The organism is Ruania alba (genome assembly GCF_900105765.1).
GTDB lineage: Bacteria > Actinomycetota > Actinomycetes > Actinomycetales > Beutenbergiaceae > Ruania > Ruania alba.
This window is the reverse complement of record NZ_FNTX01000002.1, coordinates 1,451,688-1,468,239: the sequence shown is the minus strand read 5'-3', so window position 1 is coordinate 1,468,239 and position 16,552 is coordinate 1,451,688. Positions and strand designations below refer to the sequence as shown.

Genomic DNA, 16,552 nt, shown 5'->3' with positions numbered 1-16,552 from the left:
TTCCCACCACCTCCACGCCAGTGTCGGCGGCGCGTCGTACGGTGTCAGCTAGAGCCAGAGACAGGAGACTCTTGTGACCCAGATCGTCGCCCATCGCGGCAACTCCTCCGTCGCCCCGGAGAACACCCTGCCCGCGTTCGCTGCTGCCGCGTTCGGTGGAGCCCACTTCATCGAGATCGACGTGCAGGTGGGCGGGGACGGATCGGCTGTGGTGATCCACGACGCCGCCGTGGACCGCACCACCGACGGCGCCGGCATCGTCGCCGAGATGCGCGCCACCGACGTGAAGCACCTGGATGCCGGCTCCTGGTTCGATCCCGGCTTCGCCGGCACGGCTCTGCCGTTGTTCGCCGATGTGGTGGACCTGCTGGGGCGGTTCCCGGAGGTCGGGCTGCTGCTGGAGCTGAAGGGGGCCTGGCGACCCGAACCGACGCAGGCACTGCTCGCACAGCTCGCGTCGGCAGGTGTCACCGAACGGGTGATCGCGCAGTCCTTCGAGGTGGAGATGCTACGCACCCTGGCCACTCTGGCTCCGGAACTTCCGCGAGCGCTGCTGGTGCAGGAAGTCACCGACGAGGCGCTCGCGACGTGTGCAGAACTGGACGCCGTGGCATGCAACCCGACCTCGGCGAGTGTGATCGCCAGGCCAGACGCCGTTGACCGGGTGCACGGGGCCGGGCAGCAGATCTTCACCTGGACCTCGAACGACTCGGCCGAGTGGGCTCCGCTGGTGGCTGCGGGGGTGGACGGCATCATCACCGACCGGCCGGACCGGCTGGCCGGGTGGCTCGCAGCCCAGTAGCCGCCACCTGACCGAACGAATCGAGCCAGTCGACCACACCTGGTCGATCACGAATCGAGAAGCACTCAACGGACTGGCCCCTCTAGCGTGGACGCACACGCACAGATCAACGAGGGGAGCACCGTCATGGGAACCGGGTCTACCGGCAGGAAGAGCACGGCCGCCACAGGTTTCTCGGATCAGGAACGCGCCGCGATGAAGGAGCGGTCCGCCGAACTGAAGGCGCAAGCGCGCCGCGGCCGATCTGCGGAGAAGGCCGCCGCCGACGAGGCGGATGTGCTGGCGAAGATCGCTTCGATGCCGGAGTCGGACCGCGTGCTGGCCGAACGGGTGCACGCCGTCGTCACGACGGCAGCCCCGGACCTGGCGCCCAAGCTCTATTACGGGCAGCCCGGGTACGCCCGCAAGGGGAAGATGCTCTGCTTTTTCCGCAGTGGTCAGATGGACAAGGAGCGCTACTCCACCTTCGGGTTCAGCGTGGGAGCGAACCTCGACGACGACTCGGGCATGTGGCCGACGTCGTATGCACTGACCGAGCCGACCGAGGCAGCCTGGGAGCAATTGGCGAGCCTGGTCGAGCAGGCAGCCCTGCGCGAGGTACCACCAGGCTGACGCAACGTCCGGTTCACCACCCCGCCGAGCGCAACCTGGTGCGGCGCGCCCGACCGGAAACGCCGCACAACGTTGCGTTCGGCGGTGGGGAAAGCTGGCAGCGGGTCACACGCCGGCCTCGGCGAGCGCCACCGCCGTGCTGAGCGCCGCCACCGCCGACTCGTAGCCGACGTCCTGCCGTGACCCAGGAAGCCCGGCCCGATCGCGGGCCTGCTCCTCGGTGCTGCAGGTGAGCACCCCGAACCCGACCGGCACCCCGGTGGAGGTGGCCACCTCGGTGAGCCCCGTCGTCACCCCCTGGCACACGTACTCGAAGTGCGCGGTGGTGCCCTGCAGCACCATCCCGAGCGCCACCACAGCGTCATACCCGCCGCGCGCGAGCCGACCCGCGGCCACCGGCAGCTCGAAGCTGCCCGGCACGCGGATCACCGTCGGCTCAGTGATCCCGGCATCACCAAAGGCACGCAGCGTCCCGTCGAGCAGTCCGGTGGTGATCTCCTCGTGCCAGCAGGCAGCCACGACGGCGGCACGCAGGTGCGGCACGTGCGGCACCTCGATCCCGGGTCCGGTGTGCGGGGCGGGGGTGGTTTCGCTGGTCATACGGGGGTCCTCTCGTGGGTGGTCGGTGCGGTCAGGGTGTGGGGCTCGTCCGGCAGCCAGGGCAGCACGTGCCCCATCCGGGTGGCCTTGGTGCGCAGGTAGGCCAGGTTGTCGACTCCCACCGGAGCGGGCGCCGACACGTGGCCACGCACCGCGACCCCACCCATCGCGAGCGCCGCCGACTTGGCCGGATTGTTCGACTTCAGACGCACCTCGCGTGCACCGAGGTCGAGCAGGATCGCTGCGGCGGCCGCGTAGTCACGAGCATCGGCGGGCAACCCTTGGTCGAGGTTCGCCTCCACCGTGTCGCGACCCTGTTCCTGCAACTGGTAGGCGCGGATTTTCGCCGTCAGCCCGGTGCCGCGGCCTTCGTGACCGCGCAGGTACACGACCACCCCGCGCCCTTCAGCGGCAATGGCCGTGAGGGCGTCGTCCAACTGTGGTCCACAGTCGCAGCGCAACGAGCCGAACGCCTCCCCGGTCAAGCACTCCGAATGCACCCGTACCAGCACGTCGTCCTCGCCGGAGAAATGGCCGGAGCCGTTCAGACCCAGGCACAGTGCCACGTGCTCGGTACCGGTCCCCTGATCCAGATACGTGATCGCCCGGAACGTTCCAGCAGCGATCGGGAGCGTCGCCTCCGCCTGGCGTCGGACCGTGGCGGGCGGGATGGGCGTTCGCAGATCCGTCGCGTCTTCCACGACCGGCGGCCAGCCGATCGGCTCCCCGTCGGAGGACGCCAGACCTTGCCGGTACGCAACCAGCTCGGCCACGGTCACCAGCGCCATCCCGTTCTCTGCGGCGAAGGCGCGCAACTCCTCGCCCCGGCAAGGGACGCCGTCGGGCGTGAGCATCTCGCAGATCACGGCGGCCGGGCGACGGCCGGCGAGCCGGGTGAGGTCTACCCCGGCCTCGGTGTGCCCGATCCGGCCGAGCACCCCGTCGGGGTGTGCCACCAGCGGGAACACGTGCCCGGGCCGGGCCAGCTGCTCCGGAGCGGTGGCCGGGTCCGCGAGCAGCCGCAGTGTGTGGGCCCGGTCGGCGGCACTGATCCCGGTGCTGATGCCCTCGGTGGCGTCCACGCTCACGGTGAAGGCGGTGCCGTGGGCCTCCGTGTTGCGGGCGACCATCGGCGGCAGGTCCAGCCGGCCAGCGTCCTCGGCGGTGATCGGGGCGCAGATCAGGCCGCGCCCGTAGGTGGCCATGAAGGCCACGGTCTCGGGGGTGATCGCGTCCGCGGCGGCCACCAGGTCGCCCTCGTTCTCCCGGTCGGCGTCGTCCACGACGATCACGGTGCGACCAGCCGCGATCTCGGCAATGGCACGCTCGACGTCACGCACGGGCCACCTCCTGCACGGCGAGCAGGCGTTCGACCTGCTTGGCGAGCAGATCCACCTCGAGGTTGACCCGGTCCGGTGGGGTGCGCTGCCCGAGGGTGGTGGCTTCGAGCGTGGCGGGGATCAGGCCGATGGTGACGAAACAGCCGCCCGCGTCGTCGGCGTTGTCGTGCAGCTCGGCGACGGTCAGGCTCACCCCGTCCACGGCGATCGATCCCTGCGGCACCACGTACCGGGCGAGCTGGGCGGGCAGTGCCACGGTCAGCTGGTCGGCGAGGTCGCCGGCGGTCCGCCCGACCACGGTGCCAACGGCGTCGACGTGACCGGCCACGACGTGCCCGCCGAACCGGCCCCCGGCCGAGAGAGCGGGCTCCAGGTTCACCCGGTCCCCCCCGCTGCGCCCGCCGAGCGTGGTGCGGCCGAGGGTGGGCGGCATCAGGTCCGCGGTGAAGGTGCGCATGACGGCGTCGCTCGCCTCGGCGAGCGAGGTCACCGTCACGCAGACACCGTCGACGGCGATGGAGTCACCGACGGCGACGTCGTGCGGCAGGCGTCCGGTAACGACGAGCCGGGCGCCGCCGGGGGTGGGTTCGAGGCTCTCGACGGTGCCGAGGTCGGTGATGATTCCGGTGAACATGGGACTTACTCCTGGAGGGATTCGGGGAGTGGGAGGGGGCGGGCGGTGAGACGGATGTCGGGGCCGAGGGTGGTCACGTCGACCGTCTCCAGGCGGTGGGCGGCGTCGATCGTGCGGACTCCGGCGTCGGCGAGCGCGGGGGGTCCGGCGCCGAGCAGGGCCGGAGCGAGGTAGGCGACCACCCGGTCCACGAGGCCGGCGGCGAGGAACGCTCCGGCCAGGCGCGGGCCACCTTCCAGCAGCACGGACCGGAGTCCGCGTTCGTGCAGGGTGGCAAGCACTGCCGGCAGATCCAGGTACCGATGGCTGGCGTCGCCCGGGTCGGTCGGCCCCGTCTCGTTGCCCTGGCCGGGCGAGGTTGTGGTCGGTTTCGAGACCGATTCCGGCCACAACGTTGCCCGTCCGGAGGTGGGGACGCGGACGACCTCGACATGACCGGCGACGTCGGGCAGCGGAGCTTCGGGCCCGAGCACGAGCAGAGTGGGCGCCGCATCATCAAGCATGCGGGCACCACCTGCCGTACGGCCGGACGGGTCGAGCACCACCCGCAGCGGCTGCCGCCCGTCCGACGGCGCAGGTCGCACGGTCAGGTGCGGATCGTCGGTGCGTTGGGTCCCCGCCCCGACGAGCACCGCGTCGACACTGTCCCGAAGCCGGTGCACGTCCGCGCGCGCCTGCTCGCCGGTGATCCAGCGGCTGGTGCCGTCGGCGGCAGCGGACCGGCCGTCCAGGGTGGCGGCGAACTTCCAGGTGACGTGCGGGCGGGAGGTGCGCACCGCCGTCAGCCAGGCCTCGTTGGTGGCGGCCGCCTCGGTGGCGAGCTCGTCCGGCACGAGCGGGCTGCCCGGGCCGTGCACCTCGGTGCCCGTGGCGCGCAACTGGTCCGCTCCCCCGCCGTGCAGCGGATCCCCGACGGCGTAGATCACCCGGGAGATGCCGGCGGTCAGCAGCGCCTGGGTACAGGGGCCGGTGCGCCCGGTGTGCGGGCAGGGTTCGAGGGTGACGACGGCGGTGCACCCGGTGAGGAAGTCCGGTGGGGCGTCGTCGCCGGGGCCGAAGACCCGGTGCCGGGCATCGGCGATCGCGACGACCTCCGCGTGCTCACCGCCGGGCCGGGCGTGCCATCCCTCGCCGACCGTGTGCCCCTCGACGTCGAGGATCACGCACCCGACCGCGGGGTTCGGACTGACCCGGCCGAGTCCGCGGGCGCTCAGGTCGATGGCGCAGCGAAGTGCAGCGACCACGTGATCATGGTCACCGGGCCACGCATGGTGCGCTCCGCCGTCGGGATATGCCACCGGTACCTCCTGCGCTCAGGCGCAGCCCGGGGCCGGCGACGGCGGACCGCCACCGGGTGCACAAACCCACCACGGGCGAGGACCGCCGCGCGCGCACTACCTCCCATCCGGACTTTCACCGTCGGTCCAGGAGTTTCACCTGATCAACCGGCCGCTGGCTGCGGCCGGGTCGCGGACTATAACCGCCGGTTCGGAATTACACCGACCCCGGAGTGCGCGAACTTCAGTTCGACCCCACCAGTGTGGCACATGCACGCTCGCGGCCCACGCACCGGCCTGGGCTGCTCACCCACCGGACCCGGACACCCCGACTGCCGAGCGCAACCCTGTGCGGCGTTTCGATGCTCGGACGCCGCACAGGGTTGCGTTCGGCACGGGCGCCCGGCGCGCGTCCTACTCCTCGGGCAGGTGCTCGCCGATCAGCGCCAGGCACTGCATCGTGGCCAGGGATCCCTGCGCTGCGTCGTTGGTCCACAGCGTGGGGGCGTCGTCCACCGGGGCGAGCACGTACGGCGGCTCCTCCCGGGCCGAGACGAACTCCCCGCGCATCCGCTCCCCGCCGACGAAGAACGCCTGCCACGCCCGCTCGGCGAGGTCGGCCCGGCCGAGCCGGTGCGCCGCATAGGCGAGCACCCGCGAGTGCGGCTGCTCGAAGGGTGCGCCCCCGTGCTCGGCGCCGAGCTCGGCCACCTGCTCCTCCGGGGTGCCGAGGTAGAGCCGGCAGTACTGCAGCCATGCGTCGGCGAACCCGGGCGCGTCCTGCTCGTCCACCAGGTCCACGAGCTCGCTGCAGATCTCGACCAGCCCGAACATGATCGACAGGTGCGAGGCGCCCACCCGGTCCCGGGAGGTGTCGAAGCGCCCGGTGTCCAGGTCGTAGAGCGCCTCACCGGTGAAGAAGCCGCGCGGGAGGGCGCCGATGTCGGTCATCGTGCCGAGCAGCCGGTCCCGGGATCGGGTGTTCCCGGTGATCTCCCAGTCGGCGAGCCAGGTGGCCGCGAGGGAGCTCCAGTCCGTGCCCAGCCCCACCCCGAGGGCGCTGCGTTGCGGGGTGTAGGTGGCGGCGTCCGGGCGTACCTTCCGCACCGGGTCCAGCCCGAGGAAGGTCTGGTCGGAGTCCCGCAGCTCGAGCATCAGGTCGCGGGTGTGCTCGTCGGCGGTGAGGAAGTAATGGTGCCGCCGGTAGGCCGGGGTGGAGATCCGCAGCTGCTTGGCGCTGCACCCCCAGTGCTGCACGTTGTGCCGGGTGCCCAGCCCCTTCCACTGCCCCGCGTGGTAGACGTCCACGTCCCCGGTGTGCCGGGTGAGCCGTTCGGCGAGGCGGAACACGTCGGCCCGCCCGGTGCGCAGGAACGCCGTCCACAGCCACAGGTCCGGGGAGAGCTCGGAGTTGTCCCAGGCGTACCCGCCGACGTCGTAACGCCAGGTGTGCCGGTCGGCGTCGTAGGAATGCATCAGGTCGCCGTAGTTCCAGAACCCGTACCAGGACCGTTGGTCGATCTGCCCGACGTAGAAGTCCAGCAGGGCATCGAGCCGGTCCTCCAAGCGAGCCCGGGCGGGGGTGCTGCGGTCGGGGAGGTCCCAGTCGCCGAGCACCCCGGCAGCGTGCAGCGCCTCCGGGGTGGGTGCCAGCCGGGGTGGTTCGACCGTGTGCGCCACGTCCACTGCCAGCTGCTCCACGCTCGGGGTGGCCGGGTAGGCGACCACGTCGAGCTCGTGGGTGCGGGCGATGCCGTGCGCGTCGCCGAAGCCCGGTTCGTAGTCCTCGTAGGTGATGTCGAGGGCATCGAGCTGGTCGGCGTAGGTGTCCTGCCCGAGGCCGTCGTGGTAGAACCGCAGGTCCATCGGGTCGGCGTCCGGCGACCACAGCCACATGGTGAGCGAGCCTGTCTCGGTCGCGGCACCGGCGATGTCGATCCCGGTGGGGTGGGACTGCCAGAACCCGGTGAGCCCGAGCCCGAGGCCACCGCCGGTGTCCCCGAGGTAGCCGAACCCGCCGGACCGGGTGCCTTCGGCCACACCGATCCAGGGGTGGTCGGGGGTGGTGCGCTTGCGGATCGTGTACCCGTTGGCGTTGTGCTGGCGCAGGCTCCAGCCATCCCAGGTGGGGATCCATTGCGCGAGCCGCGCCACGTCCTGGTCCCAGGTGTCCGCTGACGGCGTCGGCTCGCCCGCCATCTGGGCGTTCCGTACCGCTTCGCCGGGGTCGCGGCGCAGGCCGGTCAGGCCGCGGACGGCCTCGCGCAACAGACCGCCGTCGGCACCGGCGAGGCGCACGTGCCGGTCGTGCGGCTGTGCACGTAGCGGTACGTCGAACCGGACGCCGAGTGAGCTGAGGAAGTCCGCGTTCGCGTCGCCGTCCCAGACGAAGGAGTGCACCAGCCGCAGGTGGGTCGCCCCGGCGGCGGCCACCAGCCGGACGGTGAAGGGCAGCCAGGCGCGGCCGGAGCCGGTGTGGTGCCGTCCCTCGATGCGCACCACCGCACGGACCGGGCCGGCCTGCTCCACGGTGACCGAGTCGACCTGCCCCACGCCGTGCTCCCGGCCGGGGTGGTTCGGCTCGGGCTGGTCCTGCACGCTGGAGACCAGGACACCGCCCCGGGCGACCTCCTGGCCGGCGATGGCCAACGATTCGACCAGAACTCCGCCCCGGGCGGGGATACGGACGGTGAGGGCACCGGTGTCGATCGTGACGCCGTCGGGGTCCTCGGCCACCGCGACCGTGGCGGCGGCCTCGCTCCCGGCATTCTCCCCTGCCGACTTCGTGGCTTCGGCGCCACTTCGTGGGTCCGCGCCCACGACATCGCGCCGAACCGACGAAGTCACGGTGGCTGGCGGGGTGGCCGCCGTAGCCGACGACGGCACAACGAGCCGGTACCCGGCGCTGGGCTCGGTCTGCGCCCCGAGACCGATGCCCGCCCACTTCACCGACCCGTCCGGCCAGGTCGCCAACGGCCAGAGCTGGGCCTGCACCGGGGCGCCGGTCTCGTCGACCAGCGCCAGGTCCTCGGGCGAGGTCACCACGCCCCGCGGAACCGGGGCGCCGAGGGTCGCTCCGGCCGGCAACTGCTGGGGCGGGGCGTCGTCGATCCACCGGATCGGTACGTCCACCTCGCTGCGGTGTTCGTCACGGTCACGGTCGGTCATAGTCGCCTCGGCGGTCATCGACGCTCCAAACAGGGTGAGCGGGCACTCGATGGTCACCGAGTGCTCGACTTCTCGGCTATATCTCAGCGAGTGAGCGAAATCGGCCGCACTCGCGTCAGGGTGGTGGGTGGGTAGGGGCAGGGGCAGGTGGGTCGGTCAGAGGGGGCGGACCTCGAGGTTGCGGTAGCGGGCCACCAGCGGGGACATCTGCCGGAAGCCGATCCGGCCGCCCGCCAGGGGCGGGCCGCAGGCGCCGTCATCGGTCCAGGTGAACAGGTCCAGGTCGTCGATGGCGAAGGTCACCTCCGGTCCCTGCTTGGTCACCCGGATCCGATACCAACCGTCCGCGTCCTCCGGGCCGGGCAGCGGGTCGGCGCCCTGGGCCACCAGGTGGAAGCCGGGGCTCTTGCGCAGGTTGCAGGTGCGGAACCGTTTCTCTCCTGCCCACTTCCGGCGCAGGTAGGAGATGTGCAGCGTGGCGATGTCCCCGGAGTGGTACTGCGGGTAGAAGCCGGTGCGTTCTCCCAGTGCCGGGTCGAACAGGTCCTCACCAGCCGCGCCGGTGGCGGCGAAGAAGATCATCGCCAGCCCGCCCCCGTGCAGCGGCCTGAAGTCCCAGGAGATCTCCAGGTCCGGTCCGAACACCTCGGGGCACCAGTAGGTGAAGTGCGCGTGATCGCCGCGGCCGTCGGCCACCAGCGCCGCCTCGTCGGCGGTGCTGAACAGCTCCAGCCCGTCGGCGGTGCACCGGGTACCGACCGGCCCCTCGGCCACCCAGCCCTCCAGATCCGCGGGCTGGTGAGGGCATTCGTGTAGGTCACGGCTGCATCACCCACCGACCCAGCGGCTCGTGGTGGTCGTCCTGACCGCGGATCGCCCGCAGGTTCTGCGCCACGAACGAGGCCACCGCCCGCGCTCCGGCGAGCCCGAAGTGCGTGGTGTCACGCGCCTCCTCCGGGCTGTGGTCCGGCTTACCGTGCGGGAACAGCACCGGCCCAGCCTCCTCGGCCAGCCACTCGTACAGCCACCGAGTGAACGCGGTCAGCTCGATCACCGGCACGTCCAGCCGGTGCCCGAGCCGGCGCACCGCCCGGGGATAGGACCCGTGGGACACCCGCAACGCACCCGCGTCGTCACGCAGCAGCCGTTCCACGCTGGTGGTCAGCACCGGGATGCCGCCCCGGTCGCGCACCTCGGTCACGAACCGCTCGAGATTCTCGGTGTACCGGCCGTCGGCCGCCAGCTCCTCGAGCTTCTGATCGTTGTGCCCGAACCCGAGCACGACGACGTCCCCCGCCTCGATCGCATCGATGGTCGCCTGCCAGCGGCCTTCCGCTACGAACGAATCCGTGGTCGCGCCACCGATGGCCCGGTTCGCCACCAGTTCGTCAGTGAACTCGTCGAAGACGCCACCCCATCCGATCACCCCGGACCCGTCGAGCGGTCCCGGCGCCACGGTGGAGTCGCCTGCCAGATGGATGGTCATCAGCCCTTCACACTCCCGATCAACATGCCCTTGGCGAAGTGCTTCTGCAGGAACGGGTAGGCCAGCAGCACCGGGATGGTCGCCACGATCACCACGGCGAACTTGATCCCCTGCGCCGGTGGCGGCACGTCGGTCATCAGATCGTCCGGGGAGAGTGACGCCGAGGCGGTCACCTGCCGCAGGATCATCTGCAGGGTCCACTTGCTCTGGTCGCTCAGGTACAGCAGCGGTGACATGTAGTCGTTCCAGATGCCCACCGCGTAGAACAGCGCGAACGTGGCCAGCACTGGTTTCGACAGCGGCATCACCACGCTGCGCAGCACCCGCAGCTCGTTCGCGCCGTCGATCCGAGCGGACTCCTCCAGGTCCTTGGGCAGCTCCTGGAAGAAGTTCTTGATGATGATCAGGCTGAACGGGTTGATCGCCATCGGCAGAATCAGCGCCCAGTAGGTGTCCAGCAGACCGAGCTCCTTGACGATCAGGAAGGTCGGGATCATCCCGGCGCTGAACACCATCGTGAACACCACCAGCGCCATGATGGTGCGCCGCCCCGGCAGGTCCACCTTGGCCAACGGGTAGGCCATCAGGGCGGTGAGCACCAGCTGGATCATCGTGCCGACGAGGGTGACCACCACGGTCGTGACGAAGGCTCGCACGAACACGCTGGAGCTCAGGATCGACTGGTAGGCCGCCGTCGTGACCTCGCTGGGCCAGAGGAAGAACGGGCGGGTGGTGATCTCCAGCTCCGTGGCCAGGGAGGCGGCGAAGACATACAGGAACGGCAGGATCGCCAGGGCACCGACAGCCGTGAGCACCACGATGTTGACGACGTCGAAGACCTTGCCGGCCGGGGTGTTGAAGCGATACTTGACCCGGTTGGGTGCGCGCAGTGAAGTCATCAGAAGATCCCTGCCTGGTTGAACCGCTTGGCCAGCCAGTTCGTGCCGAAGATGAGGATGAGGCCCACGATCGCCTTCGCCAGCCCCACGGCAGTGGAGTAGGAGTAGGCGCCCTGCTGGATACCGGTGAAGTAGACGTAGGTGTCGAACACGTCGGCCACGGACCGGTTCAGCGCGTTCGACATCAGGTAGATCTGCTCGAACCCGGTATTCAGGATCTGCCCGGTCTGCAGGATCAGCAGCACGATGATCGTGCTCATGATCGAGGGGATGGTGATGAACCGCACCCGTTGCCACCGGCCGGCGCCGTCGATGATCGCTGCTTCGTACTGCTCCTGATCCACCCCGGCGAGCGCAGCGAGGAAGATGATCGTTCCCCAGCCGGTGTTCTTCCAGACCTCCTGCATCAGGATCAGCGGCCGGAACCAGCCCGGATCGGCGAGGAAGTTGGTCTCGGTCCCGAGGAGGTCGTTGAGCAACGTCCACATCGGGCCGTTCCCGACGGCGAACAGCAGCCCCGTCAGGGAGACCACCACGGTCCAGGACAAGAAGTGCGGAATGTAGACCAGGGTCTGCACCGTGCGCTTCAGGATGTTCAGGCGCAGCTCGTTGAGCAGCAGCGCCATCACGATCGTCAGCGGGAACGCGATGAACAGGCTCAGCCCGGCGATGATCAGGGTGTTGGCCAGCAACCGCGGGAAGTCGGGGTTGGAGAAGAAGTCGGCGAAGTGATCCCAACCGACCCACTCGCTGCCCTCGATACCGAGGAACGGCACATAGTTGCGGAACGCGATCTGGGCGCCGTACATCGGCCAGAACCGGAAGATCAGGAAGTACGCGATGCCTGGCAGCATCAGGAAGATCAGCCACCGGTAGCGCAGCAGCGTCTGACCCGGGTTGCGCCGGTTGGGCGCGCGGGGTTCACGTCGCGGCGGCGCCGCCACGGTCTCGACGGTCGTCGTCATGTCCGCCTCCTCTCGAGGTCGTGGGGCGGGGCCCGCAGGTGCGCGAGCCCCGCCGGGGTGGGTCAGCCGAGCTCGTCGTAGAGCGCGTTGACCTCTTCGGTCACCGCGTCACCACCGCTGGAGCGCCACCGTTCGATGGCGGCATCCAGACCGGCGTCGTCGATCTGCCCGGCCAGGTACTGGATGCGGGCGTCACCGATGATGTTGTCCAGCTGGGTCCCGTTGGTGGTGTAGGTGTCCGAGACCAGGCCGGCGGCCGGGTTGAACACCGCGTTCTCCAGGTCCTCGGCCTGCAGCTCCAGGCGTCGCTCGTTGAACGCCACGTCCGAGTCGGTCTCGGGCAGTGGCGAGTAGGCGGTGTACTCGTTCACGTTCATCCCGAGCTGGGCCCAAGCTCCCGTGACCTGGTCGGTGAAGTCCTGGCGCTCCGGGTTGAACTGCGCGTAGCCGTCCACCACCTCGAAGTTGTCCCCCTCGATGCCGTTGTTCATCAGGATCTGTCCCTCGGTGCTGTTCAGTTCGTTCAACGCGGTGAGCACCTGGTCCAGCTGCTCCTCGGTCTGCACCGAGGACCTTGGGATGGCGAGGAAGCCGGCATAGCCCGTGGTGGGCAGGGCGAAGGTGCCGTTCGGCCCCTCGAGCTGGCCGACCATGGTGACCATCTCGTCCGGGTTCTCGCCGGCATCGGTGAACAAGCCCCGCAGCTGCCCGGCACGGGACTGCACGTCGAGAATGATCCCGCCCTCACCGTTGAGGAACGGTTCGTTCCAGGTGCCCGGGTCCATCGTGGCGTAGTCGGGATTGATGTAGCCGTTCTGCACCAGGTCGCGCTCGAACTCCACAGCCTCGCGCCACTCCGGGGTGGTGAAGGCCGGCACCAGCTCGCCACCCTCGTCGCGCCACACGTTGCCCGACCCGTACCAGACCTCGATGGTGTCGTACGGGCTACTGGTGCCGATACCTCCCGGCCACTGCGGGGCGATCATGCCGTAGGTGTCGTCCTCACCGTTTCCGTCGGGGTCGTCCTCGGTGAAGGCGCGGGCGATCTCGGCGAGGTCTTCGGTGGTTTCCGGCGCGTCCAGACCCACGTTCTCCAGCCAGTCGGCGCGCAGGATCACGCTGGAGCGGATCACGTCGCGGGCGCGGTAGATCCCGTAGACCGTGCCGTTCACGCTGGCGGCCTGCTGCACGTCCGGGTTCTCGGTGACCAGGTTCGGGTAGTCACCGGAGGCGAGGTGGTCGGTCAGGTCCCAGAAGCCGCCGGCCTCGGCGGTGGCCACGAAGCCCTGGTCCTTGCCGGTGATGACCATCACGTCGGGGATGTCGTCCCCGGCGAGCACCGTGTTCACCCGCTCTCCGTAGGAAGAGTTCGGCACCCACTGCACCTCCAGCGGCATCCCGGCCAGATCGCTGAGGCCGCTGCCGACCGGGTCGTCGCTCTCCGGCGGTACCTCGGCGAAGTAGGGGGCCATGATGGTCAGCGATTCCAGATCGCCGCCGTCACCACCGCCGCTGCCGCCGTCACTGCCACCGCTGCATGCGGTGAGCGCCAGCCCGCTGGCAGCCAGCATGGCCACGGGCGCGAGGAGTTGCTTCTTCATGGGTGTTCCTTTCGTGGGTGGCGTCGTTGTTCACTCGGAGGGTGAGTTCGCCAGGTGGTCGGAAGTCGCCTCCTCGCCGTGCAGGGCACGGTCGTTGGCGGCGAAGAAGGAGAGACACAGGGCAGTGCACAGGTAGAGCCAGGCGCCGAGGGCGATCACCGGGAGCAGCCCCGGGATCCAGGCGGTGACAGTGGCCGCCAAGGCGGTGGTGGCGGCGAGCAGCAACGGAGCCCCGGGAAACCTGACGGCGAACGCACCAGCCAGGCGCAGACAGTCACCGATGGGCAGGTCGTAGTGGGCGTCCATGGTGACGACCAGCACCTGGTGCACCACGGCGATCCCGGTGGCGACCGCGAGTGCCACCACCAGCACAGTGAAGCCCGGCCGGTCGTGGAAGACGAGCAGGTTGATCACGAGCAGCGCGATCACCACGTTCCCCGGGAGCTGGAGGAGCGTGGCCCGGCGCAGCTCACGGCGCCAGGTCGTGGCGAACAGCCGGATCCACGGGTGCACCTCACCACGGATCCGCCGGCGGCTGCAGGCGACCGCGGCGGCCAGGGCGGGCGCCCAGCCGAGCAGCACACCACCCGCCAGGGTGAGTACCAGGATGAGAGCGTTCACAAGCGCGACGAAGGCGACCGCGTCCGCCCATGCATGCAGGCGGGAGGTCGCGGTCCGGGCGTCCGCGGTCGACCGACGGGTGGTGGCAGCCACCGTTCCGCTGAGCACCATCTCGCCTCCGCATCTTCATTGATCTCGGTCAGGGCCTCGTGTCGACGCCTCGGAGCGGTTCGGAACCGACTCCGTCGACGGCAGGAAAGGGCTTTCCCCTGTTTGAATGGATTCACGATAGGGGGCGATCGCGCCGCCGTCAACCATGGGTGGGACTTTTTCGTGATCGGTCACCATTGGCGCCATGACTGACATCGGGGACAAGACCGTCATCGGCCACCCAGCGCTCAGGCAATCACCAATCGAATGAGCAGGCACCCAGGGCGCGCGTCACCACAAGCACGGTCCGCCGGTCACGACGGACCGCACCTCGCCGAGCGCCGGCCCGAGCCCCTCAGGGCAGGACGGGCGTCTCGATCAGGTCGGCGACCGCCGTCAGCGTGGAGCGCAGCTCCCGGGCCCGCTCGGCACCGAGCGAGCTCACCAGGGCGTCGGCGAGTCGGATCCGGACCGCTTCCACCTGCTCGAGCACCGCGTGACCGGCCATGGAGACATGCATCAGGGTGGGCTCGGCGGCCGGGTCGGCGGAGTGGGCGTGCCGGCCGATCAGGCCGCGCTCCTGCAGGCCCTCCACGGTCACCTCGGCAGCCTCGGGCACCTGGCCGGTGGCGTCGGCGATCGCGCGCGGGTGACTCGCTCCGCCGGCGACGGCGGCGAGCACCTGCACCTCCCCGGCGCGCAGACCGGTGACGGACTCGATCGCCCGGGCGAGCTGGCTGCCCGCTGCGCCGATCCTGCTGAGCTCATCGGCCAGCGAGAGAATCTCGGTCACCCCGGCCACCGGTGCGACGTCGCGCACCTTGACCGTGGCGAGTGCCGTGCTGGAGTTGAGGTCGCTGGAGGCGAAGCCTTCGTCGATCATGCTCACACCCCTCTCAACGCATCGGGCCGCCCGGGAGTTCCCCGGGCGGCCCGATCGGCGTGACTCGCGGTCAGGCCGGGGTGGACACCCGCTTGCTCTCGCTGTGATCGGCAGCGGGAGCCTCGCCCGTGTCATCGTCGTCGGCGAACAGACTCTCGGCGTTGCCGGAGCGGTACCGCTCCTCATCGAGGATGCCTTCACGCTTGGCCACGATCGTCGGCACGAGGGCCTGTCCGGCGACATTCACGGCCGTGCGCCCCATGTCCAGGATCGGGTCCACGGCGAGCAACAGGCCCACACCCTCCAGGGGCAGCCCCAGGGTGGACAGGGTCAGGGTGAGCATCACCAGCGCGCCGGTGAGTCCTGCCGTCGCGGCCGACCCCACCACGGAGACGAACGCGATGAGCAGGTAGTCGGTCACCGTGAGCTGGATCCCGTAGAACTGGGCCACGAAGATTGCCGCGATCGCCGGGTAGATGGCCGCGCAACCGTCCATCTTGGTGGTGGCGCCCAGCGGCACCGCGAACGAGGCGTACTCGCGCGGCACACCGAGGTTCCGCTCCGTCACGCGTTCGGTCACCGGGAGAGTTCCGATCGAGGAGCGGGAGACGAAACCGAGCTGGATCGCTGGCCATGCGCCGCGGAAGTAGGACAGCACCGGCAGCCCGTTGACACGCAACAGGATGGGGTACAGCGCGAACAGCACGATTGCCAGGCCCACATAGATGGCGACGGCGAAGGTCGCCAAGGGTGCGAACAGTTCCGTGCCGTAGGTGGCCACGGCGCGCCCGATGAGGCCGAGAGTGCCGAGCGGGGCGAGCCGGATGATCCACCAGAGGACCTTCTGGATCACCGCGAGAGCTGAGGCGTTGAAGCTGAGGAAGGCGTCCGCCTTCTGGCCCGAGCGCAGTGCGGCGATCCCCACCACAAGGGCGATCACCACGATCTGCAGCACACTGAAGTTGAGCGAGACCGAGTCTCCCCGCAATCCGACGTCCAGGCCCAGGAAGTTGCTCGGGATCAGGCCGGTGAGGAAGTCCACCCAGCTGCCCGTGCGGCCCGGCTCCTCGGCGAGGTCAGCACTGATCGAGGTGTTCTCCCCGGGCCGGGTGATCAGTCCCAGCGCCATACCGATCGCCACGGAGATCCCGGCGGTGATGGCGAACCAGAGCAGTGTCTGGCCTGCCAGCCGGGCAGCGTTGGAGACCTTGCGCAGGTTGGCGATGGAGGCGACGATCGCGAGGAACACCAGCGGCGGCACGATCGCACGCAACAGGGTCACGAACGATCCACCGATGGTGGCGAGGGTCTCGGTGAGCCAGTTCGGGTCCTCCTCAGCACCCACGGTGCCCATCTGCAGAGCGACCCAGCCGAGAAGTGCGCCGAGCACCAGACCGAGCACGATCTGGACGCTGAAGGACGGCAGCCGCAGACGGCGCCGGGTGGAGGTTTCAGGGGTTGTGCCGCTGGACACGTGTGCCTCTCTCGAAATCAATGGAAGTCATCGTGGGCTGTGCGTCTGGACGCACGCCGCGGACCATCGTCCAGCTCCGCCCACCCCCGCACGCGCGAAC

Annotated in this window: 15 protein-coding genes and 1 riboswitch; of the genes, 2 read left to right on the top strand and 13 right to left on the bottom strand. The window is 69.8% G+C overall.

The genetic code is table 11. The features are described from left to right. The first annotated feature begins 73 nt into the window (after nt 1–73). Nucleotides 74–802 carry a glycerophosphodiester phosphodiesterase gene (locus BLU77_RS16975; protein ID WP_089774216.1) on the top strand — a complete coding sequence of 243 codons (729 nt, stop codon included), beginning with the start codon at nt 74–76 and terminating at the stop codon, nt 800–802. A gap of 195 nt (nt 803–997) precedes the next feature. Further along, complete coding sequence (locus BLU77_RS16970) at nt 998–1,414, top strand: DUF1801 domain-containing protein (RefSeq protein WP_245708919.1); 417 nt, start codon at nt 998–1,000, stop codon at nt 1,412–1,414. 105 nt (nt 1,415–1,519) lie between these two features. On the opposite strand, the gene ribH is transcribed toward BLU77_RS16970, so the two are convergent. The 13 genes from ribH to BLU77_RS16905 form a co-directional block, all read right to left on the bottom strand. Further along, entirely contained in the window at nt 1,520–2,014 is a 495-nt protein-coding gene (ribH, locus tag BLU77_RS16965; protein ID WP_089774215.1) for a 6,7-dimethyl-8-ribityllumazine synthase, read from the bottom strand. Then, nucleotides 2,011–3,354 carry a 3,4-dihydroxy-2-butanone-4-phosphate synthase gene (gene ribB / locus BLU77_RS16960; RefSeq protein WP_175477180.1) on the bottom strand — a complete coding sequence of 448 codons (1,344 nt, stop codon included), beginning with the start codon at nt 3,352–3,354 and terminating at the stop codon, nt 2,011–2,013. Before ribB ends, ribH begins: the two co-directional genes overlap by 4 nt. After that, the gene (locus BLU77_RS16955) at nt 3,347–3,988 is read right to left on the bottom strand and encodes a riboflavin synthase (protein ID WP_089774213.1); all 642 of its coding nucleotides are present in this window, start codon (nt 3,986–3,988) and stop codon (nt 3,347–3,349) included. The genes ribB and BLU77_RS16955 overlap by 8 nt, the downstream gene beginning before the upstream one ends. Nucleotides 3,989–3,993: 5 nt before the next feature. Continuing rightward, the gene (gene ribD, locus BLU77_RS16950; protein WP_217632492.1) at nt 3,994–5,286 is read right to left on the bottom strand and encodes a bifunctional diaminohydroxyphosphoribosylaminopyrimidine deaminase/5-amino-6-(5-phosphoribosylamino)uracil reductase RibD; all 1,293 of its coding nucleotides are present in this window, start codon (nt 5,284–5,286) and stop codon (nt 3,994–3,996) included. Between the two features lie 89 nt (nt 5,287–5,375). Continuing rightward, nucleotides 5,376–5,506, bottom strand: a riboswitch (FMN riboswitch). A 173-nt stretch (nt 5,507–5,679) separates the two neighbouring features. After that, on the bottom strand, nt 5,680–8,451 hold the full coding sequence (locus tag BLU77_RS16945; RefSeq protein WP_245708918.1) for an exo-rhamnogalacturonan lyase family protein: 2,772 nt from the start codon (nt 8,449–8,451) through the stop codon (nt 5,680–5,682). Between the two features lie 138 nt (nt 8,452–8,589). Beyond that, entirely contained in the window at nt 8,590–9,207 is a 618-nt protein-coding gene (locus BLU77_RS16940) for a DUF1961 family protein (RefSeq protein WP_245708917.1), read from the bottom strand. A 43-nt stretch (nt 9,208–9,250) separates the two neighbouring features. Continuing rightward, nucleotides 9,251–9,919, bottom strand: a complete 669-nt coding sequence (locus BLU77_RS16935) for a GDSL-type esterase/lipase family protein (protein ID WP_089774211.1) — start codon at nt 9,917–9,919, stop codon at nt 9,251–9,253. Next, nucleotides 9,919–10,818, bottom strand: coding sequence for a carbohydrate ABC transporter permease (locus tag BLU77_RS16930; RefSeq protein WP_089774210.1), 900 nt, complete (start codon nt 10,816–10,818; stop codon nt 9,919–9,921). The genes BLU77_RS16935 and BLU77_RS16930 overlap by 1 nt, the downstream gene beginning before the upstream one ends. Next, complete coding sequence (locus BLU77_RS16925) at nt 10,818–11,783, bottom strand: ABC transporter permease (RefSeq protein WP_089774209.1); 966 nt, start codon at nt 11,781–11,783, stop codon at nt 10,818–10,820. The genes BLU77_RS16930 and BLU77_RS16925 overlap by 1 nt, the downstream gene beginning before the upstream one ends. A gap of 62 nt (nt 11,784–11,845) precedes the next feature. Beyond that, entirely contained in the window at nt 11,846–13,384 is a 1,539-nt protein-coding gene (locus tag BLU77_RS16920) for an extracellular solute-binding protein (RefSeq protein WP_089774208.1), read from the bottom strand. 30 nt (nt 13,385–13,414) lie between these two features. Further along, on the bottom strand, nt 13,415–14,116 hold the full coding sequence (locus BLU77_RS16915; protein WP_089774207.1) for a DUF624 domain-containing protein: 702 nt from the start codon (nt 14,114–14,116) through the stop codon (nt 13,415–13,417). 334 nt (nt 14,117–14,450) lie between these two features. Continuing rightward, a complete protein-coding gene (locus tag BLU77_RS16910; RefSeq protein WP_139177823.1) occupies nt 14,451–14,978 on the bottom strand; it encodes a hypothetical protein in 528 nt (175 codons plus the stop codon). A gap of 70 nt (nt 14,979–15,048) precedes the next feature. After that, a complete protein-coding gene (locus BLU77_RS16905) occupies nt 15,049–16,452 on the bottom strand; it encodes a dicarboxylate/amino acid:cation symporter (protein WP_089774205.1) in 1,404 nt (467 codons plus the stop codon). Between the last annotated feature and the right edge of the window lie 100 nt (nt 16,453–16,552).

Excerpts from the sequence above, each read along its gene's own strand:
- ribH (WP_089774215.1), bottom strand. The coding sequence starts at position 2,014 with ATGACCAGCGAAACCACCCCCGCCCCGCACACCGGACCCGGGATCGAG.
- BLU77_RS16910 (WP_139177823.1), bottom strand. The coding sequence starts at position 14,978 with ATGATCGACGAAGGCTTCGCCTCCAGCGACCTCAACTCCAGCACGGCA.
- BLU77_RS16915 (WP_089774207.1), bottom strand. The coding sequence starts at position 14,116 with ATGGTGCTCAGCGGAACGGTGGCTGCCACCACCCGTCGGTCGACCGCG.
- BLU77_RS16930 (WP_089774210.1), bottom strand. The coding sequence starts at position 10,818 with ATGACTTCACTGCGCGCACCCAACCGGGTCAAGTATCGCTTCAACACC.
- BLU77_RS16935 (WP_089774211.1), bottom strand. The coding sequence starts at position 9,919 with ATGACCATCCATCTGGCAGGCGACTCCACCGTGGCGCCGGGACCGCTC.
- BLU77_RS16920 (WP_089774208.1), bottom strand. The coding sequence starts at position 13,384 with ATGAAGAAGCAACTCCTCGCGCCCGTGGCCATGCTGGCTGCCAGCGGG.
- BLU77_RS16955 (WP_089774213.1), bottom strand. The coding sequence starts at position 3,988 with ATGTTCACCGGAATCATCACCGACCTCGGCACCGTCGAGAGCCTCGAA.
- BLU77_RS16945 (WP_245708918.1), bottom strand. The coding sequence starts at position 8,451 with ATGACCGCCGAGGCGACTATGACCGACCGTGACCGTGACGAACACCGC.
- BLU77_RS16970 (WP_245708919.1), top strand. The coding sequence starts at position 998 with ATGAAGGAGCGGTCCGCCGAACTGAAGGCGCAAGCGCGCCGCGGCCGA.
- BLU77_RS16925 (WP_089774209.1), bottom strand. The coding sequence starts at position 11,783 with ATGACGACGACCGTCGAGACCGTGGCGGCGCCGCCGCGACGTGAACCC.